At 62.9% G+C, this 26238-nt stretch carries 22 protein-coding genes; 15 read left to right on the top strand and 7 right to left on the bottom strand.

All coding sequences use genetic code 11. The annotated features are described in order from the left end of the window. Positions 1-1003: A/G-specific adenine glycosylase (mutY, locus tag Q1V57_RS05620; RefSeq protein WP_300528450.1), on the top strand; the 1003-nt coding region annotated here is incomplete at its 5' end. Positions 1004-1009: 6 nt separating this feature from the next. On the opposite strand, the gene Q1V57_RS05615 is transcribed toward mutY, so the two are convergent. The 3 genes from Q1V57_RS05615 to rnhB form a co-directional block, all read right to left on the bottom strand. Further along, the gene (locus Q1V57_RS05615; protein ID WP_300528447.1) at positions 1010-3085 is read right to left on the bottom strand and encodes an ATP-binding protein; all 2076 of its coding nucleotides are present in this window, start codon (positions 3083-3085) and stop codon (positions 1010-1012) included. A gap of 18 nt (positions 3086-3103) precedes the next feature. Next, positions 3104-4183 carry a site-specific DNA-methyltransferase gene (locus Q1V57_RS05610; RefSeq protein WP_300528455.1) on the bottom strand — a complete coding sequence of 360 codons (1080 nt, stop codon included), beginning with the start codon at positions 4181-4183 and terminating at the stop codon, positions 3104-3106. 89 nt (positions 4184-4272) lie between these two features. Beyond that, positions 4273-4884 (bottom strand): ribonuclease HII, encoded by a 612-nt coding sequence (rnhB, locus tag Q1V57_RS05605; protein ID WP_300528444.1) that lies wholly within the window; start codon positions 4882-4884, stop codon positions 4273-4275. A 144-nt stretch (positions 4885-5028) separates the two neighbouring features. Here rnhB and Q1V57_RS05600 point away from each other — a divergent pair, with 144 nt between their 5' ends. Next, positions 5029-6774: a GGDEF and EAL domain-containing protein gene (locus Q1V57_RS05600; RefSeq protein ID WP_300528441.1), complete on the top strand. Its 1746-nt coding sequence runs from the start codon at positions 5029-5031 to the stop codon at positions 6772-6774. 5 nt (positions 6775-6779) lie between these two features. On the opposite strand, the gene Q1V57_RS05595 is transcribed toward Q1V57_RS05600, so the two are convergent. Next, positions 6780-7676, bottom strand: a complete 897-nt coding sequence (locus Q1V57_RS05595) for a hypothetical protein (protein ID WP_300528439.1) — start codon at positions 7674-7676, stop codon at positions 6780-6782. 122 nt (positions 7677-7798) lie between these two features. After that, entirely contained in the window at positions 7799-8917 is a 1119-nt protein-coding gene (locus tag Q1V57_RS05590) for a PA0069 family radical SAM protein (protein WP_366145085.1), read from the bottom strand. Between the two features lie 267 nt (positions 8918-9184). Between Q1V57_RS05590 and Q1V57_RS05585 the strand changes: the two genes are divergently transcribed. Together Q1V57_RS05585 and Q1V57_RS05580 are read left to right on the top strand one after the other, a co-directional pair. Further along, positions 9185-9703 carry a MarR family transcriptional regulator gene (locus Q1V57_RS05585; protein ID WP_300528435.1) on the top strand — a complete coding sequence of 173 codons (519 nt, stop codon included), beginning with the start codon at positions 9185-9187 and terminating at the stop codon, positions 9701-9703. After that, positions 9696-10646, top strand: a complete 951-nt coding sequence (locus tag Q1V57_RS05580; RefSeq protein WP_300528432.1) for a S41 family peptidase — start codon at positions 9696-9698, stop codon at positions 10644-10646. The genes Q1V57_RS05585 and Q1V57_RS05580 overlap by 8 nt, the downstream gene beginning before the upstream one ends. On the opposite strand, the gene Q1V57_RS05575 is transcribed toward Q1V57_RS05580, so the two are convergent. Beyond that, positions 10643-11476 (bottom strand): uracil-DNA glycosylase, encoded by an 834-nt coding sequence (locus tag Q1V57_RS05575; RefSeq protein ID WP_300528430.1) that lies wholly within the window; start codon positions 11474-11476, stop codon positions 10643-10645. The two genes, Q1V57_RS05580 and Q1V57_RS05575, sit on opposite strands and share 4 nt — an antisense overlap. A gap of 135 nt (positions 11477-11611) precedes the next feature. Between Q1V57_RS05575 and Q1V57_RS05570 the strand changes: the two genes are divergently transcribed. From Q1V57_RS05570 to Q1V57_RS05555, 4 genes are all read left to right on the top strand, one after another. Beyond that, the gene (locus tag Q1V57_RS05570; protein WP_300528427.1) at positions 11612-13285 is read left to right on the top strand and encodes an electron transfer flavoprotein-ubiquinone oxidoreductase; all 1674 of its coding nucleotides are present in this window, start codon (positions 11612-11614) and stop codon (positions 13283-13285) included. 89 nt (positions 13286-13374) lie between these two features. Continuing rightward, a complete protein-coding gene (locus tag Q1V57_RS05565) occupies positions 13375-15081 on the top strand; it encodes a tetratricopeptide repeat protein (RefSeq protein WP_300528426.1) in 1707 nt (568 codons plus the stop codon). A 20-nt stretch (positions 15082-15101) separates the two neighbouring features. Then, positions 15102-15983: a 4-(cytidine 5'-diphospho)-2-C-methyl-D-erythritol kinase gene (locus Q1V57_RS05560; protein ID WP_300528425.1), complete on the top strand. Its 882-nt coding sequence runs from the start codon at positions 15102-15104 to the stop codon at positions 15981-15983. Continuing rightward, positions 15980-17005, top strand: a complete 1026-nt coding sequence (locus Q1V57_RS05555) for a hypothetical protein (RefSeq protein ID WP_300528422.1) — start codon at positions 15980-15982, stop codon at positions 17003-17005. Before Q1V57_RS05560 ends, Q1V57_RS05555 begins: the two co-directional genes overlap by 4 nt. A 32-nt stretch (positions 17006-17037) precedes the next feature. On the opposite strand, the gene Q1V57_RS05550 is transcribed toward Q1V57_RS05555, so the two are convergent. Beyond that, positions 17038-18057 (bottom strand): polyprenyl synthetase family protein, encoded by a 1020-nt coding sequence (locus tag Q1V57_RS05550; protein ID WP_300528452.1) that lies wholly within the window; start codon positions 18055-18057, stop codon positions 17038-17040. Positions 18058-18174: 117 nt separating this feature from the next. On the opposite strand from Q1V57_RS05550, the gene Q1V57_RS05545 reads away from it, so the two are divergent. From Q1V57_RS05545 to ppdK, 7 genes are all read left to right on the top strand, one after another. After that, a complete protein-coding gene (locus tag Q1V57_RS05545) occupies positions 18175-18414 on the top strand; it encodes a DUF2007 domain-containing protein (protein ID WP_300528420.1) in 240 nt (79 codons plus the stop codon). Further along, a complete protein-coding gene (locus Q1V57_RS05540) occupies positions 18414-19145 on the top strand; it encodes a methyltransferase (RefSeq protein WP_300528418.1) in 732 nt (243 codons plus the stop codon). The genes Q1V57_RS05545 and Q1V57_RS05540 overlap by 1 nt, the downstream gene beginning before the upstream one ends. A 181-nt stretch (positions 19146-19326) precedes the next feature. Next, positions 19327-19485 carry a hypothetical protein gene (locus Q1V57_RS05535; RefSeq protein ID WP_300528415.1) on the top strand — a complete coding sequence of 53 codons (159 nt, stop codon included), beginning with the start codon at positions 19327-19329 and terminating at the stop codon, positions 19483-19485. Between the two features lie 72 nt (positions 19486-19557). Continuing rightward, positions 19558-20448 (top strand): glycine--tRNA ligase subunit alpha, encoded by an 891-nt coding sequence (locus Q1V57_RS05530; protein ID WP_300528413.1) that lies wholly within the window; start codon positions 19558-19560, stop codon positions 20446-20448. Positions 20449-20638: 190 nt separating this feature from the next. Further along, positions 20639-21100: a GFA family protein gene (locus tag Q1V57_RS05525; RefSeq protein WP_300528411.1), complete on the top strand. Its 462-nt coding sequence runs from the start codon at positions 20639-20641 to the stop codon at positions 21098-21100. Next, positions 21100-23337, top strand: coding sequence for a glycine--tRNA ligase subunit beta (gene glyS / locus Q1V57_RS05520; protein ID WP_300528409.1), 2238 nt, complete (start codon positions 21100-21102; stop codon positions 23335-23337). Before Q1V57_RS05525 ends, glyS begins: the two co-directional genes overlap by 1 nt. Positions 23338-23387: 50 nt before the next feature. Further along, positions 23388-26075 (top strand): pyruvate, phosphate dikinase, encoded by a 2688-nt coding sequence (gene ppdK, locus Q1V57_RS05515; RefSeq protein WP_300528408.1) that lies wholly within the window; start codon positions 23388-23390, stop codon positions 26073-26075. The last annotated feature ends 163 nt before the right edge of the window (positions 26076-26238 follow it).

The raw sequence follows: 26238 nt of genomic DNA, 5'->3' as shown, positions 1-26238 counted from the left end.
CCGGTCCGGCCGGGCCTTGCCGTGGCGCATACGTCCTAAGGACCGCGCTGCCGGTGCGATCGCCAATCCTTATGCGATCTGGCTGTCGGAGATCATGCTGCAACAGACCACCGTGCCGCATGCCACGCCCTACTGGCTGCGCTTCCTCGAATTATGGCCCACGGTCAATGATCTCGCCGGCGCCCCCCGGGAGGACGTCATGCGCGAATGGGCCGGGCTGGGCTATTACGCCCGGGCGCGCAATCTGCATGCCTGTGCCCAGGCGGTGATGGAGCGCCATGGTGGCGAGTTCCCGTCTGATCTCAAGGCGCTGCTCGACCTGCCCGGGATCGGCGAATACACCGCCAATGCGATAAGAGCGGTCGCGTTCAACCAGCCCGCCAGCGTCGTCGACGGCAATGTCGAGCGCGTCATGACGCGAATGTGGCGCATCGAGACGCCGCTGCCCAAGGCCAAGCGGGAGATCAAGCAGATTGCCGCGACCATCGCGGATCCGCAAAGGTCCGGCGATTATGCCCAGGCGATCATGGATCTGGGCGCCACGGTGTGCATGCCCAAATCTCCCAATTGTTTGCTTTGCCCCTGGAGCGAGGCGTGTCAGGGCCGCGCCGCGGGCGATGTGCTCAGCTATCCGCGCAAGGAAAAGAAAAAGCCCAAACCGGTCCGTCGCGGCACGGCCTGGCTGGTCCGGCGCGAAAACCGCATCTGGCTGCGCCAACGGCCGGATCAGGGTTTGCTCGGCGGTATGATGGAAATCCCCTCGACCGAGTGGAGCGAAACGCCAGCGCCGGCCGCCCAGCCCCCCTTCATGGCGGACTGGCAGACGCGCGGCGAAGTGCGCCACATCTTCACCCATTTCGAATTGCGCCTTGAGGTGCGCGAAGCAGATGCACGGCCGGACTGGGAGCCGGAGGAAGGTGTTTGGGCCGAGCGAGACCGGCTTGGCGACCATGCCCTGCCCAGTGTCATGCGCAAGGTGGCCAAGGCCGGACGGGACAGCTAGGTCCGTCTACAATGCCTGCCGGCTGCGCCCGAGTGCGATCGACTGGCGGATCGCTTCATACAGGCGCGTTGGCGATAACGGTTTGGCGGCGAAGGCATCCATGCCGACGCGCAGGCAGGCCTGGGCATCTTCCTTGGCGGCATTGGCGGTCAGCGCAACGATCGGCAGACTGGCACGGCCATCATCGCGGCCGCGAATGCGCTTGGTGGCCTCAAACCCGTCCATCACCGGCATGCGCACATCCATCAGCACGAGATCGAAGTCCGTTTCTTCAATGGCTTCGATAGCCCGCTGACCGTTTTCGGCCTCGGTGATTGACGTCGTCAGCGGTCCCAGAAAGGCCCGCGCCACCTGGCGATTGATGAAATTGTCCTCGACCAGCAGGATCCGGATGCCTTTGAGCTCGGCGTATTTGCTCGACTGGGCCAGTTCCGACGCGGTCTTCTCCACTTCCTGCTGGTCCGCGCCTTCAGCGCTGTCGGCCATAACATCGAGGGTAAAGCGCGAGCCCTCGCCATATGTCGAGCTGACAGAGATGTCGCCGCCCATGATGCGAGCGAGGGACCGTGTGATCGCGAGGCCCAGCCCGGTACCGCCAAACTTGGCCGACGTGTCGCTCTCCGCCTGGGTGAAGGGGTCGAACAGGGTCTCCAGCTTGGTCTGCGGGATGCCGATGCCGGTGTCGGAAACGGCAATGGTCACGCGGTGCATGTCATTGCCATCAAATGTGTTCACCGCGATCGCAACCTGGCCCTTATCGGTGAATTTGATGGCGTTGGAGATCAGGTTCGACAGGCATTGGCGAACGCGCAGCGGATCTATGCGAACGAAACGCGGCACGTCCGGAGCAATGTCCAATGCGAAGGCGAGGCCCTTGCCCTCCGCATTGGCCTGAAACAGGGCGTGCACATCGCGCAGCAATTGCGGCAGGTCCACCTCGGACGGTGAGAGCTCCAGCTTGCCGGCTTCGATCTTGGACATGTCAAGGATGTCGTTGAGGATTTCCGTCAGCGTGTCGGCGCTTTCATGGATCATGCGGGCATGTTCCAGAGCCACACCGTCGGGCAGGCTGTCTTCCAGCGCTTGCGACAGGCCAACAATGCCGTTCAGCGGCGTGCGCAATTCATGGCTCATATTGGCCAGAAAGCGGGATTTGGACAGGTTGGCGTCTTCGGCCTCGTGGCGCAGGCTGTCGGCCATGCTCTTGGCTTCGTTCAAAGCCTCCAGACGCGTTTCCTGTGCAATCTGTTGCGCGATCCATTGCGCGAACAGCTGCACGAACTGGATCTCGTCTTCGGTAAAGGCGTCGGGCCGGATCTCCGCGCTGGAGAAATTCAGCGTGCCATAGCGAACCTGGTCAACGATCAGCGGGACGCCGATATAGGCTTCCAGCTGGAATTTCTGATAGCAGGGATGGTCCTTGATCTCGCTATCGCCGGTATGATTGTAGGCCACCGGTCCATCGGCATTGACTACGTGCAGGCAGTAGGTTTCGCCCAGATCGAAACTCGCGCCGGGCTCCAGCGAGCCGTCGGGCGTGACCACGTGTTCGACGATATAGCTGTCATTCTGGATGTGGGCGACGATGCCGACCGGCAGTCGAAGATACTGAACCCCGAGCGCCAGGATGTGCTCGATTTTCTCGGCCGCGGATAATTGCTGGTCGGTTGTGATGGCGTAGAGCTGGGACAGTGTCTCCTGTACCCGGTTGGCCGTCGAGATATCGCGGATAATACCGACATAACCGGTGACAATGCCGTCGCTGTCGAGAATGGGCGTGCCCAGGGTTTCGGCCAGGAACACCTCACCGGAGCGGCGTTTGTAATGAATCTGGTATTCGGCGCTTTCACCTTTGCCGTCGCGGTTGAAATAGCGTCGGCCGGTGTCTTCAAAGCCCGACGGGTCGGCATAGAGCGCCAGAGTTTGCTGGCCGATCAGCTCGGCTTCCTTATAGCCGAATAGTGTCTCGGCTGCCCTATTCAGGCGTGTGATGCAACGATTTGCATCTGCGATGACAACAGCTTCACCCATCCCGGCGAAGACAGTGTCCATCAAACCGGAAGCATCAGGCGATTGGCTCATGAAAGGCTCTGTCGGGTCTTAGTTTTCCAGTGAGGCCCGGACTTCGGCGCGCAGCACATCGATCGGGGCCAGGCCTGCCTTGGTGCGGACATGCCAATAGGTCCAGCCGTTACAGGACGGGGCGCTCTGGATCTGGGCGCCAACCTGGTGAATGGAACCGGCGCGTTTGCCGGCAATCAGCGAGCCGTCGGCCCGCACCCGTGCCGTGTGACGGCCCTTCGGGCAGTACAGCGTGTCGCCCGGCTTCACCATGCCGCGCTCGACGAGGGCGCCGAACGGGATGCGCGGCTGGGCCCGCTTGGACTGGGTCACGCTCAGCGCTTCACGCGAGGCCGGTTCGATATCCGCCAGGCGCTGTCGTGCGACGTCGATATAGCCCGGATCGCGCTCGATACCGATATAGTGACGGCCGAGGCGCTTGGCCGCGGCGCCGGTCGTGCCGGTGCCGAAGAAGGGGTCGAGGACGACATCGCCCGGATTGGTCGTCGACAGCAGAACGCGGTGCAGCAATGCTTCGGGCTTTTGCGTCGGGTGTGCCTTCTTGCCTTCATCATCCTTGAGCCGCTCGGCGCCGCCGCAGATCGGCAGGGTCCAGTCGGATCGCATCTGGATGCCGTCATTGAGGGCTTTCATGGCCGCATAATTGAAGGTCGGGCGCCCTTCCTTGGTCTTGGCGGCCCAGATCAGGGTCTCATGCGCATTGGTAAAGCGCGTGCCCTTGAAATTCGGCATCGGGTTGGATTTGCGCCAGATGATGTCGTTGAGCACCCAGAAGCCGGCATCCTGGAGAATGCCGCCGACGCGGAAAATATTGTGATAGGAGCCGATCACCCAGATGGCGCCATTCGGCTTCAACACCCGGCGAGCCTGTTCCATCCATTGCCAGGTGAAGAGATCATAATCGTCGAAACCGCCGATCTGGTCCCAGTCATTATCGACCGCATTAACCTTGGAATTGTCCGGGCGATGCAGATCGCCGCCGAGCTGGAGATTGTAGGGGGGATCGGCAAAAACCAGATCAATGCTCTCATCGGGAAGCGATTTCATCGCCTCCACGCATTCGCCAGCAAGAATTTCATCAACCGGGATACTGCCCATCACACGCCACTCCACCTGTTTCGCACAAGCTTGTTCCAAGGATGGTTTTTCAACGTTTAGGGCTAACGGGCCGTTAACCCTGAATCAAGTTATCCACAATGATTCGCATCCCTGCTTTGCGCCGATTCGGTTGCTTGACGAACCGGGGCGTAGCTCCGCCGGTGGATCGGGCAGGGGCCCAGCTGCATCAATGCCTCTTTGTGAGACGGGCTCGGATAGCCCTTATGCCCGGCAAAACCGTAGCCAGGAAAGCGCTTCTCGGCGAGCTGCATCAAATCATCGCGCACGGTTTTGGCGATGATTGAAGCGGCAGAGATAGCCGCCACCTTACTATCGCCTTTGACAATCGCTTCGGCTTCGCACGGCATTGATGGAGGAATGCGATTGCCGTCGATCTCGGCCTTGTGCGGCAGGATTGGCAGGTTGAGGCAGGCCCGGCGCATGGCGGTCATGGTCGCGTGAAGAATGTTGAGCCGGTCAATCTCTTCCGGCTCCGCAATGCCCAGGCCGATCAGGGCATGCGCTTTCAGCTCCGTGGCCAGCTTGCGGCGGCGCGCGTCCGTCAGCTTCTTGGAATCGGCAAGCCCCTCTACGGGGCAATCCGGCGGCAGGATAACGGCGGCCGCTACGACAGGGCCTGCCAGCGGCCCGCGACCGGCTTCATCGATCCCGCAAATAAGAAAATCGCCACTTACGGTCATCGCGTTAAGTGAAAATCCAAGAATTCATGCCAGGCTCGGAAAAAATAAATGTGAGTGGGTTGGGTTCATAGCGTGGTTTCCGAGTTGACTTCAAATGCCGGGAGCGGGGGGCTTTGGCTTCTTGGCATAGTCGCAGTTCTGGGCATGGCGATCGGTTATTTTGCCGCCTGGGCCGTGCCCCGTTGTCTATTGACCAATCGCAAGCGCCGCCGCGCGGAACGTGCCCGGCTTGAAGCGCTGGCCAATGCGACCTTTGAGGGGCTGGTCCTGGTCCGGGACACGCTCGTGGTCGAGGCCAATGCCCGTTTTCTCGACATGGTCGGCCTGTCGCGCGAGGACCTCGCCGGCACCCCCTTGTGCAAGCTCGGGCTGAACGATGACTCCGCCGATGCCTTGCGCAGCATGGTCAGTGGCGAGCAGAAAACCTGCCAGTTGCGGATGAAGTCGGGCGAAACCATCACCGTGCAGGTCCAGGCCCGGGAGATGGACTATGAGGGGTCGGCCAGCCTGATTCTGGCTTTTCGCGATATCTCCAGCGAGGAGCGTGCCCGCGCCCGTATCATGCATATGGCGCATCACGATCCGCTCACCGGCCTGCCGAACCGCGCCCGTTTTCGTGAGAGCCTCGAGCATGAGCTCGAGCGCGCCTGGATGACGCATGACCAGGTCGCATTGATGTTCTTCGATCTCGACCGCTTCAAAGAGGTCAATGATGTGCACGGTCACGCGGCCGGGGACGCACTTCTGGTGGCAGTGGCCGAACGCGTGCTGGATAGCCTGCCAGCCGGGGCGATTGCCTCACGCCTCAGCGGCGACGAGTTTGCCGTCATCCTGCCTAATGTCGAAAGCCGGCTGGAAGCGACGACCATCGCAGAACGCGTTGTCGACAATGTTGCCAAGCCCGCAACGATTGGCGCCGTGCATCTCAATGTCAGCGCATCGGGCGGTGTGACCATGTTCCCGCTCGACGGCGAGGATCCGGACCGGCTGATGAACCAGGCGGATCAGGCGCTGTATCGAGCCAAGCATCTGGGCCGCAATGGCGTCGCCGAATTCGATCCGCAAATGGGCCGCCAAATGCAGGAAAAGCGCATGCTTGAGGCCGATCTGGCTCTGGCCATCGAGGATGAGCTGCTGGATCTACACTTCCAGCCGCAAGCCCATCTTGGTCGCGGCGATATTGTCGGCTTTGAAGCCCTGGTGCGCTGGGATGATGACCACCGCGGCTTCGTTCCGCCGTCGCAATTCGTGCAGCTGGCCGAGGAAACCGGTCAGATTCTGCGCCTGGGCCAATGGGTGATCGAGCGGGCCTGCCGTGAAGCGGTCAACTGGCCGGCTCATCAGCGGGTTTCCATCAATGTCAGCCCGGCGCAGTTCAAGCAGGGCAATCTGGTCCTTTCGGTTGAGCGGGCCCTGCGCTCGGCCGGGCTGGATCCGTCACGGCTCGAGATCGAGATCACCGAAGGCGTGCTGATCGATGACGAGGCGCGCGCCCTGACCGTGCTGCGTCGCCTCAAGGATCTCGGCGTTGGCCTGGCCATTGACGATTTCGGTACCGGCTTCGCCTCGCTGAACTATCTGCGCTCCTTCCCCTTCGACAAGATCAAGATCGACCGCTCCTTCATCTCCGGCATTCAGAACCAGCCCGAGGCCCAGATCATCGTCCATTCCACCATCGACCTGGCGCACCAGCTCGGCATGGGTGTAGTGGTCGAGGGCGTGGAGGACATGGATGAGCTGATCGCGCTCGGCGAGCAGAGCGAGGTCATCGTGCAGGGCTATTTGCTGGCCCGTCCGCTGACCCGGGGGCAGATCCCCGAATTCATGGCGTCGCCGCCCGATCTGCGTGCTGAAATCCTGGCCGGCGCTTCGGCGATCCGCCGCGCCTGACTGCCTCAGGCGTCAGCCGGGCGGCCCGATACCGGTTTCTTCTCCAGGCGTCCGGCAATGGCCCGGAAGAGGAACCAGCTCGCGCCCAGCGGCAGGCCGATGGTGATGATCCAGGGGTGATAATCGCCGACGCGGGAGAGCTGCACCCCGGTAATGATCCATTCGACCAGCTCGATACGCCAGACACCTTCATCGCTCCGCTCCAGCGTCGGGGCGAGCGCATTGATCGACTGGCTGGCCCAGTTGAAGGTGAAGGTCGGCGTCGTCGCGAAAATGGCGATCAGCCAGAGATAACGGTGTTTGAGCCGCGGCATGGCGAGCCAGAGGGCAAAGGCCAGAATCAGAATGACCGGTGTGGCATAGGCAATGGCGCGCACGGCCTGGCGGATCGGGCCGAGCTCGGCCGGCGCGGCCCAATTGCGCGGGTCGAGGGGCTGGGCGCGAAGATTGATCACCCGGATCGGATCGGAGCCGGCGGCTTCGCCGCTCACGGTCATGAAAACCGGGTTGGTGTCGGCATAGATATAGACGAATTCTGCCGTCACCGAGAGCTGATCCGGGCCATTGCCCGATTGGTCGCGGTTGAAGCGATAGGTGACGATATCGGACCGTTGTGGTGCTGTGTCGGGAAATTCGCCGAAAAAGCTCGCCATATCGCTGTCGATACTGTCGCTGATGATGCGCGGTGCGAGTAGCGGCAGGAGGGCCGGGCCGTCCTTGTCCGTGACAGCATCCTCCAGCGCGCTGAAGAATGCAGCCTCGCGTGCATTCTGACCAAAGCGGACCTCGATATAGGCGGCGATTTCTTCGGTCGTGTCGCCGCGCTGATAGGGCTCGAACTGTACCGAGCACGCCGCCGTCATCACAACGGCGGGCAATAACAAGAGCAAACGCAACAGCATGACAAACCCCCTACCCGGGGAGGATAAAGCCATGGCCGCATCCGGGCGGCAAGCTCTGTCGCGTCGCGGGCGAACGATCGGCGTGCGACTTGCCTGCTTGACCGGGTGCAGGGCCGAGGCGGTCAGTCGAACAGGGCGGGTTGGTCGGCGCTGCCGTGCGGGCGCTGGAACTGGCTGAAGTCGAGCGGCCGGCGCTCGCTGGCATAGCCATGACGGCGCATGGCGGTGCGAAACCGCTTGCCGATCAGCTCGGCATAGGGGCCCTGGCCGCGGCCGCGCTGGCCCCAGCTGGGATCATAGTCGCGCCCGCCGCGCATTTCCCGCAGCAGCGACATGATATGAGCCGCTTTGCCAGGATATTTTTCAGCCAGCCATTCGCGGAACAGGTCCTTGATCTCGAGCGGCAGGCGCAAGAGCACATATCCGGCCCCGCTTGCACCGGCGCCTGCGGCGGCGTCGAGCAGGGGTTCGATCTCGTGATCATTGAGGGCCGGGATAACCGGCGCCATCATCACCGTGACCGGCAAGCCGGCCGCATGAAGCCCTTCAATCGTCTTGAGCCGGCGATGTGGCGCCGCGGCCCGCGGCTCCATGGCGCGCGCCAGCCGATTGTCCAGCGTGGTCAGCGAGATGGCCCCCTTGGCCAGACCGGCTTCGGCCATCGGGGCGAGAATATCGAGATCGCGCAGCACCAGGGCGGATTTGGTGATGAAGCTGACCGGGTGTTTGTAACGGGCGAAGACTTCGAGAATTCTGCGCGTCAGTTGCAGGCGTTTTTCGACCGGCTGCCAGGCGTCCGTATTGGCGCCGATGACAATGGGTTTGGGCTCATAGCGCGGCCGGTTGAAGAAATCCTCCAGCAGCTTCGCCCCGTCGGGCTTGGAGAAGATCATGCTCTCGAAGTCCAGCCCCGGGGAATAGCCCCAATAGGCGTGGCTTGGCCGGGCATAGCAGTAGACACAGCCATGCTCGCATCCCCGATACGGGTTGATAGACTGGTCAAAGGCGATATCCGGCGAGGCATTGGTCGAGACGATGGAGCGCGAGGCATCCTTCAGCACAACGGTCGCCAGCCTGTCCGGCAGCGGCAGATCGCCTTCGGAGCCGGTCTTGGCAACCGCACCCCAGCCATCATCGAACGCCTCGCGCTGATAAGCTTCGAAGCGGCCGGATTGGTTTGACCGAGCGCCACGACCCTTGATGCGGGTTCCCGGGGCGATGGGGCGTGCATCCTGGGTCATTTCGGTGGCGTTAAGGGCGTAGCCTCCCGGGCGCTCGGTCATGAGCCCAAGGTGGCTTACGGCGGGGAACAAAGCAAGAACATTTTGCGCAGATCAGCCGGGTTTTTTGAGTCCTGCAGAGGAATCAATGGCTTTGATGATGCGCCCGGAGATCACGGCTTGTATCGCCCGATCTGCGGCGCCGCCGCCCAATATTGCCGCGATTTAAGTTGGCTTGGCGATATTTCGTAATTAGTTACGTAATTAGTTACGCAAGTGAGGCGCGGGATGGCTGACGACTTTGTAGACGAGTTGGGAATGGCGGTTCTGCCGCATCATGTCCGGCGCATGCTGGATTGCTTCAAGGCCAATGAGGCAGAGGCAGAACCCTCGCCGAGCCGGACAGATGAGGCTCCGCGGGCGCCCGGCCGGGCCGGATCCACAATGCGCCTTCTGGCCGAGCATGGTCCGCTCGGAGTGGTGGAGATCGCCAACCGGCTGCGGCTTTCTCATCCCCTGATCATCAATTTCACCCGGACACTGACCGAGCGCGGTCTGGTCGAGGCACAGATCAGCCCCAATGACCGCCGCGTGCGGCTGTTGGCCCTGACCGAAGCCGGGCGGGCCGAGGCGCGCCGGATCGAGGCGCTGCACAAGGAGACCGAGCAGGTTTACCGCGCTCTGTGTGACGAGGTCGGTGTCGACCTGCTGCAAGTCAGCCGCGCGGTTCAGCAAGCATTGAAGAACAAGCCGGTGGGGCAACGCCTCGCCGAGCTCCAAGCAGAAAAGGAATACAGTAATGGGTAATTGGATGATGGGGGCCAGCTTGGCCCTGGTGCTTAGCACCGGCGCGACGGCTCTCGAGGACCAGCCGGACTGGCAGCAGGAGGCCTTGAGCAATGCGGCAAGTCTGTTGGCAGACGGCTATATCTATGAGGACAAGGCGGAGCAGCTTTCGGACTTCCTGATGTCTGAGGGCGAGCGATATGCCGATATCTCCGAGCCGCGCCCGTTCGCCGAGGCGGTGACCGCAGATCTTTATGAGCTGACCAATGATGCTCATCTGCGCCTGATCTATCGTCCGGAAGGTGAGGCCGCGGCGCCGGCCCGGCCGTCCGCAGAGCGCGATGCTGCCGCAGCGCGGAGCCAATGGTGCCGGACCGCCCCGATGGAGTGGCGCTCGCTTGACGATGGCACCGGTTATATCCAGTTGCCGCGGATTTTCGGCGATGACGCCTACCGCGCCGACTTTGATACGGCGATGGAAGCACTGGCCGATGCACCGGCCATGATCCTCGATGTGCGTGGCAATTGCGGTGGCGACCCGCAAACCCTGTTGCACTTCTCGTCCTACTTCTTTGCCGAGCCGACGCATCTGACCTCGACGGAAATGCGCGGGGCGCCGCAGCGGGAACGCTGGACCCATGACAATGTGCCCGGATCGAGGTTTGTCGACCGGCCGCTCATCATCCTGACCGACCGCTACAGTTTTTCTGCCGCTGAGTCTTTCGCCTTCGGGATGCAGGTGGCCGGTCGCGCCATGACGGCCGGTGAAACCACCGGCGGCGGCGGGCATTTCGGAAATGTCGAGCGCGTCAGCGACCAATTCGCGATCTTCGTGCCGCGTGGCCGGACTTTTGACCCGCGCACCGGCGAAGGCTGGGAAGCGACCGGTGTCGTGGCTGACATTGAAGCCTCCGGCGAGGGCGCACTGGATGCTGCACTCGCCTATCTCAACTCGGACGGCTAGCGCCCGTTCAGCCGAGCCTCCAGCGCCAGCATATCGCTCCAGGCCTGGCGCTTGGAGGCCGGCTGGCGCAGGAGGAAGGACGGGTGGAAGACCGGCAGGCAGGGGATCGTCTGACCGGTTTCCGCTCCGCTCGCATCGCGCAGCTTGTAGTCCGACCACTGTCCGCGCAGGCGGGTAATACCGGTCTCGCTGCGCAACAGGGATTGCGCCGAAACGCCGCCGGCGACGACGAGAAAATCAGGCGCCTTGAGCGCGATATGCCGTTCGATCAGCGGCAGGCAGATCGCAATCTCTTCCTGCGTCGGATTGCGGTTTCCCGGCGGGCGCCAATTGACGATATTGGAAATGTAGAGGTCGTCCTCGCCAAGGCCGATGGCGGCGAACATGCGGTCGAGCAATTGTCCGGAGCGGCCGACAAAGGGTTTGCCCTGCTCGTCCTCATCCCGGCCCGGCGCTTCGCCCACGATCATGATGCGGGCGCCCGCATTGCCTCGTGCAAAGACGGTATTACGGGCTGTGCGTTTGAGGGCGCAGCCCTCGAATTCCCCGATGACTTTTTCCAGCGCTTCAAGCGTATCCGCCTTGGCGGCCGCTTCCAGGGCCCCCGGCCCGGCCTTTCGTGTATCGCCAAAGCCGGCAGCCCGGGCTGCGGCGGCTGTTGCCGCGCGGGGCGGTTTGGCAATGGCGCGCGGCTTAGCGGCCGGCGCAGGGGCACGGCCGGGTTTGGCGCGCACAATCGGGGCGTCGAGCTCCAGCCCCGCCTCGGCCCACCAGTCTATGAGGGCCTTGAGTGCTTTTTCGTCCTGCCGGGTGAGCGAGGTTTCTTGCATTACGTGAACGTCAACGTAAAATCTTTGATCCGTAGCACCGGTCGCGCTAGATGAAGGCGTGATCCTAAGCTATGACCGGATTCCGGCAAGCACGCTCTGTGCTTCCAACTGACGACAAAGAGGGATGTCTGGCCAATGACCGACGCCGCAATCGAACGCGAGTCCATGGAGTATGACGTTGTTATCGTTGGTGGAGGCCCGGCTGGCCTGTCCGCTGCGATCCGCCTGAAACAGCTCGCTGCTGAAGCGGGGCAGGAGATTTCCATTGCCCTGCTGGAGAAAGGTGCCGAGGTCGGCGCGCATATTCTGTCCGGCGCGGTTGTCGATCCCAAGGCGCTCAACGAGCTGATTCCCGACTGGCAGGAGCAGGGTGCTCCGCTCACCGACCCGGTGAAGACCGATATTTTCGAAGTGCTCGGGCCGGCTGGTTCGATCTCGCTGCCGACGCTGATGTTCCCGCCGCTGATGAGCAATCATGGCTGCTACATCACCTCGCTCGGCAATGTCGCGCGCTGGCTCGGCGAGCAGGCTGAGGCCATGGGCGTGGAAATCTATCCCGGTTTCCCGGCCGCCGATGTCGTTGAGGAAGACGGTGTCATCAAGGGTGTGGTCACCGGCGATTTCGGTGTTGCTCGCGATGGCGGCCAGAAAGATGGCTACCAGCCCGGCATGGAACTGCGCGGCAAGTACACGCTGATCGCGGAAGGCGTGCGCGGATCGCTGGCCAAGACGCTGATCGACCGCTTCAACCTGTCCGAAGGCAAGGAGCCGCAAAAATTCGGCATCGGCCTGAAAGAGCTGTGGCGTGTGAAGCCGGAAAACCACAAGCCGGGCCTGGTCAAGCACACCATGGGCTGGCCGCTTGATGGTTCCACCGGCGGCGGCTCCTTCATGTACCACTATGGCGACAACCTGGTCTCGATCGGTTTCGTCGTTCACCTCAATTACAAGAATCCGTATTTGACGCCGTTCGAGGAATTCCAGCGGCTGAAGACGCATCCGGCCTTCGCTGAGACCTTCGAGGGCGCTGAGCGCATTTCCTACGGTGCCCGTGCCATCACCGAGGGCGGATACCAGTCCGTTCCGGAACTGGCCTTCCCGGGTGGCGCGCTGATCGGCTGTTCCGCTGGCTTCGTCAACGTGCCGCGCATCAAGGGCAGCCACAACGCCATGAAAACCGGCATGCTGGCCGCGGAAAGCGTGTTCGAGGCGCTCGGCGCCGGCCGTGAAGGCGATGTGCTGGCCGAGTACCAGGCGGCTTATGAAAGCTCCTGGGTGGCCAAGGATCTCAAGCGCGTGCGCAATGTGAAGCCGCTCTGGTCCAAATTCGGCACCTTGATCGGTGTGGCCCTGGGCGGCCTCGACATGTGGTGCAACACGATCTTTGGCGGTTGGTCGCCCTTCGGCACGCTCGGGCATGGCAAAACCGATGCGGAAAGCCTGGAGCCCGCCTCCAAGCACAAGCCGATCGACTATCCCAAGCCGGACGGTGTTTTGACCTTCGATCGTCTCTCCTCGGTGTTCATTTCCAACACCAATCACGAGGAAGACCAGCCCATTCACCTCAAACTCTCTGATGAAGAGCTGCAGAAGATGTCAGAGCTGGGCGAGTTTGCAGGTCCTTCGACCCGCTATTGCCCGGCCGGTGTCTATGAATGGATCGACGACGAAACGAGTGGCGAAAAGCGCTTTCAGATCAACGCACAGAACTGCGTTCACTGTAAGACTTGCGACATCAAGGATCCGAACCAGAACATCAACTGGACGACGCCGGAAGGCGGCGGCGGACCGATTTACGCCAATATGTAATCAAAGCACGCCGCTGGGCTTGGCGAATTTGCAAGCCCATGCGGTGCTTGGCGCTTGCTTCAGCGGCGCGCTCGCGCGAGCATGAATTCATGAAACGCGTTGTCGGCCTGTCTTTTATTGTTCTCGCCAGCAGCTTGCTGAGCGCCTGTGTCAGCGTGCCGGAGGATGAGCCCTCCGTTTATGGCGCCTTCCTTGCGGCGCGCTATGCCCGTGAACATCGCGATGCGGACGGTGCGGCCTCATACTATGCGGCCGCTGCCGAGCAGTCGCCGGGCGATGTTACCCTGGCCGACCACACCTATATCACCTCGCTCTTGGCTGGCCGGATGGATGATGCCGCCCGCTTTGCCCGTGACTCGGTTGAAATGGGTGATCCGAGCCGTCTCGCCAGCTTGTATCTGTCCACCGACTTGATGGCCGGGCGCCGCTATTCCGAAGCCGTCGATGTGCTGGACGCGGCGCCGCCCTACGGGCCCTTCAACGCCTTTATCGCCGAAATTTTCCTGCATTGGGCATTGGTCGGCGATGACCGCAGCGAGATCGCGCTGACCCAGGCGCGGCGCATGTCCGCGCATGGTGAGCTCCTGCCCTTTATCGCTTTTCACCGGGCCATGCTCGAAGAAGCGGCCGGAGATCTCGAAGCCGCTGATCAGGGGTATCGCGCGGCGGTTTTCGGTTCCGCCTTCCCGCGCATGACCACGCTCATCTATGGCGGCTTCCTCGAGCGTCAGGGGGAGGCCGATAACGCCCGCGCCCTGTACCGGGAATATCTCGCCACCATACCGACTGACCCGATCGTACTGGATGCGCTGGCCCGCGTGGATGCCGGTGGCCGCCCGCCGCGCCGTCCGACCGAAGCGCAGGCCGCGGCGCTGGCCGCGTTTGGCCCCGCGGCCAGTCTCGCAGCACAAGCGGATATGGACATCATTGCGCTCTATCTGCGCATGATCCAGCGGCTCGACCCGGACCTGCAGGCCAACCGGCTCTTGCTCGGTGAAGTGCTGCAGCGGATCAACCTGCCCGAAGCGGCCCTGGTTGAATACGAATCTGTTCCGGAAGGTCCGCATTACATCGCGGCCCAGGTCGATCTGATCTGGCTGACCGCCCGCCTCAACCGCATGGAGGCGGCCACGGCGATGGCGCGGGAGCTGCTGCAAGAGACCGGCGATAATGAAGCCCGGCTGATCCTGGCCGATCTGCTGCGCGTCAATGGCGGGTGCGGTGAAGCTGCAGGATTGTATGCCGACGTGATCGCCAGCAAGGCTGAAAGCGGCCTGCCGATCGATTGGCGCTATCATTATTTCCGGGCCTCCTGCCTGTTCCTGCAGGGCGATGATGTGGCGGCAGAGCAGGAATACCTGCAGGCGCTGGCGACCGGACCGGACCAGGCCCAGGTGCTCAATGATCTAGGTTATCTCTGGATTGATCGCGGCGAGCGCCTGGATGAGGCCTTCGCCATGGTGGCGCGCGCCGCCGAGCTCGAGCCGGAGCGCGGTCATATCATCGACAGTCTCGGCTGGGCACATTATCGCCTCGGCAATTACGAGGCTGCCGTCCTGACCCTGGAGCGTGCAGCCGCCCTGTCACCGGGCAGTGCAACGGCCAATTTCCATCTCGGAGATGCCTATTGGCAGGTCGGGCGCCGGCTGGAGGCACGCTTCCAGTGGCAGCGTGCCCTTGATCTTGATGCTGACGAGGATGAGCGCGAAGCCTTGCTTGAGCGGCTCGAACATGGTCTGCCGGAGCCTGAAAGCGTTGAGTATGTGGAAAGTGCTCAACAGCCCGCCACTCCGTAAGCAACAGAAAAAGCGTCATTATGTCGGGTACAATCAGCGAGTTCGCCCCCGCAAAGATCAATCTGAGTCTCCGCGTCGGTCCGCCGCGTGAGGACGGGTATCATCCGCTCGACAGCCTCGTGACCTTCGCCGATTGGGGCGACATGATCACCGTGCGTGACGAGGTTGCCTTGCTGATGACCATGGGCGGCGAGGCCAGCCGCGATTTGCAGGAAGAAGAGAATAATCTCGTCCTGCGGGCAGCCCGTCTGCTGCAGGACCGTGCCGGGATCGACAAGGGCGCGCTGATCCATCTGCAAAAGGAGATCCCCGTGGCTGCGGGGCTTGGCGGGGGCTCCGCGGATGCGGCCGCGACCCTGCGGGCGTTGAACCAGCTCTGGGAGATCGACTGGGAGCTCGACAAGCTGGCCGAGCTGGCGATCGAGCTGGGCGCGGATGTCCCTGCGTGTGTCTATTCGCGTCCATTGCATATGCGCGGGATTGGCGAGGCAATCGAGCTGATCGGGAAATTCCCCTCGCTGACCGCTGTGATCATCAATCCCGGCGTGCCGGTCGCGACCGGCGAAGTCTTTGCTGCATATGATGAAACAGAACCGGCTCCGCTAAAGCCAGGGCGCGCTCTGGGTGGTCATATCCTCGACTGGCTGGTGCGTGAACCCAATCACCTGGAACGCCCGGCGATGCGGCTGGAACCGAAGATCAAGCGCGCCCTGGACTGGCTCAAGCGCCAGGACGGGGCTGAACTGGCGCGCATGTCGGGCTCCGGCGCGAGCTGTTTCGCGCTGTTCAAGGACGAGGAAAAGGCCGAGCGGGCGGCGGACAGCTATGATGGGTTTGCCATCGAGGTCGGGCTTGCCGGCATTCTCGATGGCGAGATTACCTATGCGGATGAGCTCGCATGATGGAGGTGTTTGCGCCCGCTTTCGGTCCGCTTGTCGCTTTCCTGGCGGCTCTTTTGGGTGCGGTCCTGGTGCGCTTTGCGGGCATTGTTGACGCCCCCAACGGGCGCTCCAGTCACGTGACGCCGACACCGCGCGGTGGCGGGCTGGCGGTACTGGCCGGTGTCTTTGCCGGGGTGATCTGGCTCGGTCCGCTGGCGCCGAACGAGGCGGTGGTGCTGATTGCGATCCTGGCGGCGGGGGCCGTGGCCGGGGTGATCGGCTTGCTGGATGATCTGTTCACCCTCAATGAAGGTTTTAAATTCATTGCCTTTATCGCCCTGTCCCTGGGGCTCGCCGCAGCCATCGGACCGGTCACCGAGCTGGGCATCGCCTTGCCCCTGCTTGTGGGCCTGGCCGGTTCGGCTTTGTGGCTGTTTACCCTGACCAATGCGGTCAATTTCATGGACGGGTCGGATGGTCTCATGGCCCTGTCGCTGATCCCGGCGGCGCTGGCGCTCTGGGTGATGGGCGAGGGCGCTTTGGGTGCGCTTTCGGTGCTGTTGGCGTCGGCTCTGGGCGGGTTTGCGGTGCTCAACATGCCGCTATTGGGTGGCCGTGCGGGCCTGTTTGCGGGCGATATCGGTTCGCTTGGCATTGCCATGATACTGGGCGGCCTGGCGCTGGGGTTTGCGGTCACCGGTCCGGCCGGTTCGGTCTGGCTTGCCCCGCTCCTGGTAATGCCGATCCTCGGCGATGTGCTCTTGACCATGGCCTCGAGAGCGCGGGCCAAATGCAATCTCCTGCACGCCCACCGCGCCCATGCCTACCAGTTGCTCCTGCGTCTGCGCTGGAGCCATCGCGATGTGGCGCTGGTCTGGGCCCTGATGGCCGGGCTCGCGGCCGGGCTGGCCTGGCTCGGTCATGTCAGCGGGGCGGAAGGGGTGAAATTCCTGATGCTGCTGATCGGCATCGGCGCCTTCACCATGTTCCACCGCTGGGTCCGGCGCCAGGCGCGCGATCGCGGGCTCGACACCCTGCACTAGGCGAAATTACTGGGCGATGTGACTCGGTAAAATCAGTAGGCGCGTTCGACCACGAAATCGGCCAGGTCTTCCAGCGCCGAGCGCCAGTCATTGGCCGGGAAGCGCTGCAGCGCCATGCGGGCATTGCGGGCATGGTCACGGGCTGCATTGACGGTCGCGTCAATGCTCTTGCGCGCCTGCATGTACTCCATCGCCCGGTCGAAATCGCCCTCGCGCTGATCGGTTTCGGCGATCACGCGCTGCCAGAATTCGCGCTCCTCACCGGTCGCTTCCTTCAGGCACAGGGCCACGGGCAGGGTCACCTTGCCTTCGCGGAAATCATCGCCAACCGACTTGCCCAGCTTGGCCGCACGGCCCCCGTAATCGAGCGCATCATCGACCAGCTGGAAGGCGAGGCCGAGTTCACGGCCATAGGTCCGCAGCGCGTCTTCATCGCTTTGCGAGCGGCCGGCGACAATGCCGGAAACCTGGGCTGCGGCAGCGAACAGGGCAGCGGTCTTGGCGTCGATGATCTCCATATAGGTATCGACGGAGACCGACATGTCCTTGATCGCGGAGAGCTGGCGCACCTCGCCTTCGGCAATGGTCGAGGCGGCGGCAGACAAGACGCCGAGCGCCTTCATCGAGCCGGCTTCCACCATCAGGGAGAAGGAGCGGGCGAACAGGAAATCGCCGACCAGCACGCTTGAGGCATTGCCCCAGATCAGATTGGCCGCCGTCTTGCCGCGGCGCATGCCGCTCTCATCAACGACATCATCATGCAGCAGGGTGGCGGTGTGGATGAACTCGACCGCGGCGGCGAGCTTGATGACGCTGTCCTGGGTAAAGCCGAGCAGATTGCCGGCCGCGACCGTGATCATCGGGCGCACGCGCTTGCCGCCGGCCTCGATCAGGTATTTCGCCAGTTCCGGGATCAGTTCGACATGGCTGTCCAGGCGTTCCAGGATCAGTTTGTCCACGCGCCGCATATCGTCATAGGCCAGCTGGGCAAGACGTTCGGCAGCATTTGGCGCGGATGCGGATTGCGCTACAGGGGAATTGAGACTGACCATGCTGTCCACGCCGGCGAACCTCTTGCGGGCCCAAGATTGACCGTGACAATAGGAATCCCGGTCCGTCGCGGCAAGCGGCGAACGCGGTGGCAATTCAGCGCAGGAGCACAAATCGCTGTGAAAGACGTCCTGAAAACTCCCGATCCGGTGAAAATGTCCTTTGCCCAGCACGTCTTGGAAGAGGCGGGAATCGACTGTGCTGTCTTCGACACAGCGACCTCCTCGCTGTATGGCGGCGGCTTCTCCTCATTGCAGCCGCGCCTTGCCGTGGCCGATGAAGACGAGCACCAGGCCAAGGCGCTCTTGCTGCGGGCCTTCAAGGAAGCCGACGGGCAAGAGCCGGATCTGGGCGCGTAATGATCGAAACCGATCATTCCACCCTGCTGGATGGCCGCGTGCGTCTCAACCAGCCGGTCAAGGGCTATCGCGCCGGCATGGATGCCGTCCTGCTCGCGGCCAGTCTTGAGGCAAAGCCGGGCATGCACCTGGTCGAGCTCGGCTGCGGGGTCGGCGGGGCGCTGCTGTGTGCCGCCCGGCGCCTCGAAGGTGTGGGTTTTACCGCCTGGGAGCGGGAAAGCTGGGCGGCCGAGATCGCCCGCACCAATGTCAATGAGAACGGGCTCGCCGAGCGCGTCGAGATCGTCTCCGGCGATATCTCGGACATTGCACCGCGTCCCATGGCCGATCAGGTCTTCTGCAATCCGCCCTTTTTCGATGACCCCTCCAGCCTGCGCACCCCGGCGCCGGAAAAACAGCACGCCTGGCTCACCGGCGACACGCCCTTGCCGGTCTGGACCAAGGCGGCAGCGCGGCTGATCAAGGGGCAGGGCTATCTCACCTTCATCCACCGCGCCGATGCGCTGCCGGACATATTGAGCGCGACCGAGCGCGAATTCGGCTCCGTGGTGATCAAGCCGGTCCAGCCGCGCGCCGGCCGCGAGGCCAAACGGGTCATCGTCCGGGTCAGAAAGGGCGGTCGCGCCCCGGCACGCATCCTGGCCCCGCTGGTGCTGCATGAGGGCGACGAACGGGCCTATGCGCCCGAGGTGCAGGCGATTTATGCCGGCGGGGCGCTGGGGTTGGAGTGAGGCGATAAATGCTGGGGGAATTGCTGAGGTCGGCGTGACCCTATCAATCCCGTCATCCCCCGGCCTGTCCGGGGGACCTCAACATTCACCGTTTGCGTGGAGGTGCCCCGGATAAACCGGGGCATAACGTATTGGAGCGTGAATGATTGGCGAGTTGAGAGAATGACCGCTAAGAAACGCCATGCTCGAACTCAGCCTCATCCTGGTCCTTCTCGCCGCGGTTTTTCTTCTCTTTGGCCGCAAGCGCGCTACGGCGAAGCGTGATGATGCGGCTGAGGCTGCCCGGCGTGCGGTTGAGGCCCAGCTTGACCCCAGTGACGACAAGGACTCTCGCGCTTGAATTGACCGCCGGGCTTGCCTAGTGTCCGGCCAAAATTTAGCGCCTGTCGCGCCTATCGCCGGAAATTCATCGATGTCGAATAAAAACGCCCCGTCTTTCCAGGAGCTTATCCTGCGTTTGCAAACCTATTGGGCGTCCAAGGGCTGTGCCATCCTGCAGCCCTATGATGTCGAGGTCGGCGCCGGGACGCTGCATCCGGCGACCACGCTGCGCTCGCTCGGGCCGCGGCCGTGGAATGCCGCCTATGTCCAGCCCTCGCGCCGTCCGGCCGATGGCCGCTATGGCGAGAACCCGAACCGGCTGCAGCATTACTACCAGTTCCAGGTCCTGTTGAAGCCGTGCCCGGCGAATATCCAGGACCTCTATCTCGGTTCACTCGACGCCATCGGCATTGATCGCGAATTGCATGATGTGCGCTTTGTCGAGGATGACTGGGAAAACCCGACCGTGGGCGCCTGGGGGCTGGGCTGGGAGGTCTGGTGTGACGGGATGGAAGTCAGCCAGTTCACCTATTTCCAGCAGGTCGGCGGCCTTGATGTCGATCTCGTTTCCGGCGAGCTGACTTACGGGCTGGAACGCCTGGCCATGTATGTCCAGGGCGTGGAGAACGTCTACGACCTCGATTTCAACGGCGCCGGCATGAAATATGGCGATGTCTTCCTGGAAGCGGAGAAGCAATACTCCGAATTCAACTTCCACCATGCCGATGTCGACATGCTGATCGATTGGTTCAAGGGCGCGGAGAGCCAGTGCAAGGCGCTGCTCGAGCTCGACAAGCCGCTGCCGCTGCCGGCCTATGATTTCTGCCTGAAAGCCTCTCACCTGTTCAACCTGGTCGATGCCCGCGGCGCCATTTCCGTCGCCGAGCGCGCCAGCTGGATCCACCGCGTACGCGAGCTGGCGAAAGGCTGTGCCGAGGCCTGGGTGACCCAGGAACGCGCAGCCATGGAGGCGGCGGAATGATGGCTGCGGCCCACACCCTCCTCGCCCTTGATGGGCGAGGTGGATCGGCGCGCAGCGTCGAGACGGAGTGGGTGCGGCGGCGCAGCCGCCCCATCGAACACTCTTTTTTGCGCCTTCGGCGCGCACCCACTCCCCCGCTGCGCGGGACCTCGCCCATCAAGGGCGAGGAGGGCCTCAGGGAGACCACCGCATGAAACTCCCGCTCCGTGGGGGCTGCCAGTGTGGGGCGGTCCGGTTTGAAATCTCCAAGAAGCCGCTGACGCTGTATTGCTGTCACTGCACCAATTGCCAGCAGCAGACCTCCTCGGCCTTCGGCATGTCGCTACTGGTACCGCGCGAGGGGTTCAAATTCCTCAAGGGCGGGCCGGGGACGTTTGCCATCAAGGCGGAAGCCAAGGGCGTGCAGAAGACGGCCATGTTCTGCGAAAAATGCGGCACCCGCATTGCTCACGACACCAAGGGCAATCCGTCGATTTCGGTGAAAGCCGGCTGTCTGGATGACCGCACTGATTTGAGCCCTGTCGGACATATCTGGGTCAAGTCGGCCCAGGACTGGATGATGTTCGACAAGGAAGACCTGATTTACGAAGAAGCCCCCGATGATGGCTATTTCGCCCTCATGGAACGCTGGGCCGCACAAGAGCACGCTTGATGTCTGAACTCCTTTTCGAAGTGTTCTGCGAGGAAATTCCCGCAGGCATGCAGGCCAAGGCGGCCAAGGATCTTGAAGCCGCGCTGGTCAAGGCGCTGGGTGAGGCGGGTCTGAAGGCCGAGAGCACGACGGCCCTGGTCGGGGCGCGCCGTTTGAGCGTGGTCATGACCGGTTTGCCAGCCAAGGCGGACGATGTGCGCGAAGAGCGCAAGGGGCCGCGCGTCGGGGCGCCGGAAAAGGCGCTGCAGGGTTTCCTGCGCGGTGCGGGCCTGGACAGCACGGACAGCTGCGAGCAGCGTGAAGACAAGAAGGGCGCCTTCTGGGTCGCCATTATCGACAAGCCGGGCCGGCAGACCACAGAGGTCGTCGCCGAGGCCATTCCGGCCATCCTGCAGAATTTCCACTGGCCCAAATCGATGAAGATCGGCGAGGGCGAGAAACAGCAGCGCTGGGTGCGTCCGATCCAGCGCCTGCTTTGCGTCTTTGACGGCGAGGTGGTGCCGTTCAAGGTCTTCGGCCTGGACACCTCCAACATCACCGAAGGTCATCGCGTGCATGGCCGTGGCCCGTTCACCGTCACCGGTTTCGCTGACTACAAGGCGCAGCTGGAAGGCGAGGGGCATGTCATCCTCGATGCGGAAGACCGCAAGCGGATGATCATGGATGGCGCGACCAAGGCGTGCCGCGATGCCGGGCTGGAACTGGTCGAGGACCAGGGGCTTTTGAACGAGGTCTGCGGCCTGGTGGAATGGCCGGTGCCGGTGCTCGGCGAGATGGATCCGGACTTCCTCGATCTGCCGCCGGAAGTCATCACCCTGACGATGAAGACGCACCAGAAATACTTTGCGGTGCGCGATCCCAAGACGAACACGCTTTCCGCCCATTTCGTCACCGTGGCCAACCAGACCGCGCCGGATGGCGGAAAGGCGATCGCCGCGGGCAATTCCCGCGTGCTATCGGCCCGCCTCGCTGATGCGCGCCACTTCTGGGACAATGACCGCAAGACGCCGCTCTCCGACATGGCGGGCGAGCTGTCCAAGGTGACCTTCCACGAAAAGCTCGGCACGGTGGCCGACAAGGTCGACCGCGTTGCCGCCCTGGCGCGCGAACTGGCCCCGGTTGTGGGAGCCGACGCGGATTTGGCCGAGAAGGCTGCGCGTCTGGCCAAGGCGGACCTCGTCTCCGAAATGGTCTATGAATTCCCCGAGCTGCAAGGCGCCATGGGGCGGTATTATGCGATGGAGCAGGGCGAAGACGCTGCCGTCGCCGACGCCATCAAGGCGCATTACAAGCCGCAGGGCCCGTCTGACGCAGTGCCGGTGGAGCCCGTCTCCGCCGCGGTCGCCCTGGCCGACAAGCTCGACACGCTGGTCGGCTTTTGGGCCATTGATGAAAAACCCACCGGTTCCAAAGACCCATTCGCCCTGCGCCGTGCCGCGCTGGGGGTGATCCGGATTCTGCTGGAGGGGGAGTATCGACCCAGTCTGACGTCGGCCGGCTTTATGGCGCTTTTTGGTTTTTCCGGTTGGTCGAACACGACTTTCACGACGATCTGGAGCCACGGCGATGTTGTTAGCCGAACCGACCCGAACGATGTTGGGTACTCGACGGCAGTGAAGTCTTGGCAGGACTTGGCAAGCGACATGGTTGTGGGTTTTACCGCCGATCCAATTCGCGAGCGACTTGGTCGTGATGTGCCGGATCCCGAGCTGCCAAGAAACATAGTCGCTTCAGTCCTCGCCTTCTTCGCCGACCGTCTCAAAGTCCACCTGCGCGATGAAGGCATCCGCCACGACGTCATCGACGCCGTCTTCGCCCTGGGTGATGACGATCTCGTCCGCGTGACGGCGCGCTCGCGGGCGCTGCAGGGCTTCCTTGATACCGAGGACGGCACGGCGCTGCTGGCGGGTTACAAGCGCGCCTCCAACATTCTCAACAAGACCGAAGACATGCCGGAAGGCGCCCATGATGCCGGCGCGGCGGTGGAAGCGGCCGAGACGGCGCTGATGGGGGCGCTAGCCGAGGCCGGGCCCAAGGCACAGGCGGCGCTGGAGGCGGAGGACTTCACCGCGGCCATGGCGGCGCTGGCGATGCTCTGTGCACCGATTGACGCTTTTTTCGAGTCTGTGACCGTTAACAGTGACGACGCCTTGTTGCGCCGCAACAGACTTCTTCTATTGTCCGACATCCGCGCCGCGATCCATGCAGTGGCCGATTTCGGACGGATCGAGGGTTAGTTCGCTATCTCTTTGAATAGCGGCCAGAATTGAAAGACGGAGGGCGCGTCATGAGCGCAGACGTGATGACCGGAACCAAATGGGTCTACGCATTCGGCGGCGGCGATTCGGAAGGCGAAGCGGGCATGCGCACGCTCTTGGGCGGCAAGGGGGCCAACCTCGCTGAAATGGCCAAGCTGGGCCTGCCGGTACCACCGGGCTTCACCCTGACTACCTCTGTCTGCACCGCCTATTACGAGAATGACCGGCAATATCCGGCCGAGCTGAAAGGCCAGGTCGAGACCGCCCTGGCGCAGCTGGAAGAGACTGTCGGCAAGAAGTTCGGCGATCCGGCCAATCCGCTGCTGGTCTCGGTGCGCTCCGGTGCCCGCGCCTCGATGCCGGGCATGATGGACACGGTCCTCAATCTCGGCCTCAACGACACCACGGTGGCAGGCCTGGCCGAACTCTCCGGCGACAAGCGCTTTGCTTACGATAGCTATCGCCGCTTCATCCAGATGTATTCCGACGTCGTGCTCGGCGTTGATCACGGCATTTTCGAAGACATTCTCGACGCCTTCAAGGACGAGAATGACTACCAGCTCGACACTGATCTGAGCGCCGATGACTGGGAAGAAATCGTCGGTGACTACAAGCAGGCCGCCGCGTCCGAGCTCGGCCGCGAATTCCCCTCCGACCCACGCGAACAGCTCTGGGGTGCCATCGGGGCGGTGTTTGCCTCCTGGATGACCAACCGCGCCAAGACCTATCGCAAACTGCACGACATCCCGGCCAGCTGGGGTACGGCGGTCAATGTCCAGGCCATGGTGTTCGGCAATATGGGCGAGACGTCCGCGACCGGCGTTGCCTTTACCCGTGATCCCTCGACCGGCGATACCGGCTATTACGGCGAGTTCCTGGTCAATGCCCAGGGCGAGGACGTCGTCGCCGGCATCCGTACGCCGCAATGCCTGACCGAGGCGATGCGCGAGAAGATGGGCGATGACGCCCCGTCGATGGAAGCGGCCATGCCGGACAGCTATGCCGAGCTGGCGGCCGTGTTCGACAAGCTCGAGCGCCATTACCGCGACATGCAGGATATCGAGTTCACGGTCGAGCAGGGCCGTTTGTGGATGCTGCAGACCCGTAACGGCAAGCGCACCGCCAAGGCGGCGCTGAAGATCGCCGTCGACATGGCGTCGGAAGGCCTGATCACCGAGAACGAAGCGGTGATGCGCGTCGATCCGGCTCAGCTGGACCAGCTGTTGCACCCGACCCTCGATCCCGAAAGCGAGCGCGATGTCCTCACCGCCGGCCTGCCGGCTTCTCCGGGCGCAGCGTGTGGCGCCGTTGTCTTTGACAGCGATGAAGCCGAAGAGCGCGCCAAATCCGGTGAGAAAGTCATCCTCGTGCGCATCGAGACCTCGCCGGAAGACATTCACGGCATGCACGCCGCGGAAGGCATTGTCACCGCACGCGGCGGCATGACCTCGCACGCCGCCGTGGTGGCGCGCGGCATGGGCCGTCCCTGTGTGTCCGGCGCCGGTCAGATCAAGATCGACTACAACGCCAAGACGTTCACCGTCGGCCGCCGCGTCATCAAGGATGGCGATATCGTCACCATTGACGGCGCCTCTGGTCAGGTCCTGTACGGCGAAGCCAAGATGATCAAGCCGGAGCTGACCGGTGATTTCGCCAAGCTGATGGCCTGGGCCGACGCCTCGCGCCGGATGAAGGTCCGTACCAATGCGGAAACTCCGGCCGATTGCGAAACCGCGGTCGAGTTCGGCGCGGAAGGCATCGGCCTGTGCCGCACCGAGCACATGTTCTTCGACGCTGACCGCATCGCGGCGGTGCGTGAAATGATCCTCTCGGACGGCCAGGACGGCCGGGTCACGGCGCTGGACAAGATCCTGCCGATGCAGCGCGACGACTTCAAAGCCATCTTCCGCATCATGGAAACGCGCCCGTGCACGATCCGCCTGCTGGATCCGCCGCTGCACGAATTCCTGCCGCACACGGCAGAGGACGTCGCCGATGTCGCGGAAGCCACCGGCCTGTCGGCTGATCTCCTGATGCAGCGCGCGCGCGATCTGGCCGAGAGCAATCCCATGCTCGGCCATCGCGGCTGCCGCCTGGGTATCACCTATCCGGAAATCTACGAGATGCAGGCACGGGCGATCTTTGAAGCCCAGGTCGCCGTGGAAAAAGAGACCGGTGTGAAGCCGGTCGCCGAGGTGATGATCCCGCTCGTCGCCACCGCGGCCGAGCTCTCCATCCTCAAGGCCCGTGTCGCTGGCGTCGCCGCGGCCGTGGCCGAGGAAACCGGCGGTGAGCCGAAATACCTGATCGGCACCATGATCGAGCTGCCGCGCGCGGCCCTCCGCGCCGGTGATATCGCCCGCGATGCCGAGTTCTTCTCCTTCGGGACCAATGACCTGACCCAGACGACTTTCGGTCTGTCACGTGATGATGCCGGCAAATTTCTCGGCGATTATCTCGAGGCCGGGATCTTCGAGAAGGACCCGTTCGTCTCCCTCGACAAGGATGGCGTCGGTGACCTCGTCCAGATCGCAGCCGAGCGTGGCCGGGCCGAGCGTGATGGCCTCAAACTGGGCATTTGCGGCGAGCATGGCGGCGATCCGGCATCGATCGATTTCTGTGAGGAGACAGGGCTGGACTATGTGTCCTGTTCGCCATACCGCGTCCCGATTGCGCGTTTGGCGGCGGCCCAGGCCCATTTGCGGCGACAGGGTTAAGTGGTTGATAAAAGGTAAACAACCGCGTTAACCCGCCGCGATAGGCGAATCATTTCATATTTGTAAGCCAACCGGGTAGTTGACCCGTATGGTGTTATTCCATAGTGAGGCGCGCTCGCTTCATGAAGGATTCAACTAAATCCCTCATGATCCGCGCGCCGAG

The sequence above is a fragment of the Maricaulis sp. genome (genome assembly GCF_030149425.1).
Classification (GTDB): Bacteria; Pseudomonadota; Alphaproteobacteria; order Caulobacterales; family Maricaulaceae; genus Maricaulis.
This window is presented reverse-complemented; position numbering and strand designations above follow the sequence as displayed.